Here is a 1,634-nt window from a genome sequence, read left to right on the forward strand (position 1 = left end):
CGCAAGCAACTCAAATATTTCTGAGGCTGTCATGCGAACCTCCAACTTGTTTCCCTGGACCATATGAATGATCTGATAGTTGTTTCGCCCCGTTTCTGTAAATACCACATCTAGGGGTATAAGTCGAGTGATACCCTCTGACGTCTTTAGTGTGATAATGTTTTGCTTGTCCGCATTCATTCGTGATATGATTTTATCCAAAGCAGAAAAAATCCCATCCTCTGTATAGGGCTTAACCAGATATTGTGCAGCATCCACTTCAAAGGCATCAAGAGCATGGTTCCGCGACGTGGTGAGGAATATGATTTCGGCTTCATCACCAAGATGACGTAGTTCTCTTGCCGCATCCGTACCCAGCATCCCGGCCATATAGACATCCAGCAGTAACACATCAAAGCCCCCCTGCTCAGCAACATACGACAATAGCTCTAAAGGTGCAATGAAGGAGCAAGTTTTAATTTCATATTGTGGGTGCTCATAAGCATACTTCATGAGTAATTCTTGCGTGTTTGTAAGCTCTTGAGGCTCGTCATCACAGATTGCAATCTTGATCATTGGTCTATGCCCCTTTCTATAGCGTTTAATATTAGTATTATAATTATATTTCTTCAAAAGTTAACATTCAACAAAATTCTCTCTATTTTTAATTCATTTAGTCAAATTATACAGGTAAAAGTTATTTGATTTAGTTTTATATAAAAACAGAGGCACTAAGTTTTATCATCTATATGCCTCTAGAATTTCTTCGTTTTAATTTTAAGAATAAGCTTATGACTAATGAATCGACATAGCACAAATCGGCAATGGCGATTCACTTGTTTGTTACAAACTAATACTATTACAACATTAATTTTAATAAATCTTTTAATAACAATTGCTTCCTCGGCTCTTGTAGCGCTTTCTTGTAATACAAAGCTGCCGCCCTCTCTGCCCGTTATCACTTTTGTTTCCTGGCAATATTTAACTCCGTCAATCGCCCAAGATGAAATACTTGTGCTGTCGGCATAGATGAGTAACCCATCTGCTGTATTTGCCTTTTTTAAAAGGTTTGCAAAGTTTAGCATGATGACTGCCATTTACTCACGAGTTACCTCCTCGTAGTAGAAGCTTGTTTTCTCAAATGCCCTTGATGATACCTCTCTCACTGGTCCATGCTACATACTTGGCGTAATACTGGTCTGCATCCACATCGGAAAAGGTGCTTGCTCCCGAAATACTGCCATAAGAGTTTTCATACAATCACCGATAACGGTTACAAACATGACTCTTATCTGTTTCATTGGGGCCCCGCTGATCTTTTGATATCCTAGAAATATTTCACGTTCCGTCACGAAGTCAATGCTTGGTTTTGGGTATTTTTGCTATTGTCATAATTTTGCATGTCTTTTTGTTATAAATAGAGAGTATAACCTTGAAATTTTAAGAAAATACTTAATAACAATTGACAATTCTGTTTAACTGCGCTATATTTGTATGTACAAACAAAGGAGTGTGTGCTATGAAAAATACACTTAATACAGAGCAATGGAACTGTAGCATTGAAGACTGTTTATTCTTTTCTACAACCAAGCTGGCAAGAGAACTGGGTAAATTGGCAGAAGAAGCCTTTCAGGCAACCGGGCTGTCCCCCAGCC

At 38.6% G+C, this 1,634-nt stretch carries 4 protein-coding genes; all 4 read right to left on the reverse strand.

Going from position 1 to position 1,634, the window contains the following annotated elements:
• On the reverse strand, positions 1-555 hold a 555-nt coding region (locus RTK36_RS10270; RefSeq protein ID WP_312046836.1), incomplete at its 3' end, for a LytR/AlgR family response regulator transcription factor.
• A 179-nt stretch (positions 556-734) separates the two neighbouring features.
• Entirely contained in the window at positions 735-1,076 is a 342-nt protein-coding gene (locus tag RTK36_RS10275; RefSeq protein WP_312046838.1) for an S-layer homology domain-containing protein, read from the reverse strand.
• Positions 1,077-1,116: 40 nt separating this feature from the next.
• Complete coding sequence (locus tag RTK36_RS16725; RefSeq protein WP_442871350.1) at positions 1,117-1,188, reverse strand: hypothetical protein; 72 nt, start codon at positions 1,186-1,188, stop codon at positions 1,117-1,119.
• Positions 1,155-1,280 carry a hypothetical protein gene (locus RTK36_RS10280; protein ID WP_312046840.1) on the reverse strand — a complete coding sequence of 42 codons (126 nt, stop codon included), beginning with the start codon at positions 1,278-1,280 and terminating at the stop codon, positions 1,155-1,157. Before RTK36_RS10280 ends, RTK36_RS16725 begins: the two co-directional genes overlap by 34 nt.
• Positions 1,281-1,634: the final 354 nt, after the last annotated feature.

This window comes from Anaerotignum sp. (assembly GCF_031981185.1).
GTDB lineage: Bacteria > Bacillota > Clostridia > Lachnospirales > Anaerotignaceae > Chakrabartyella.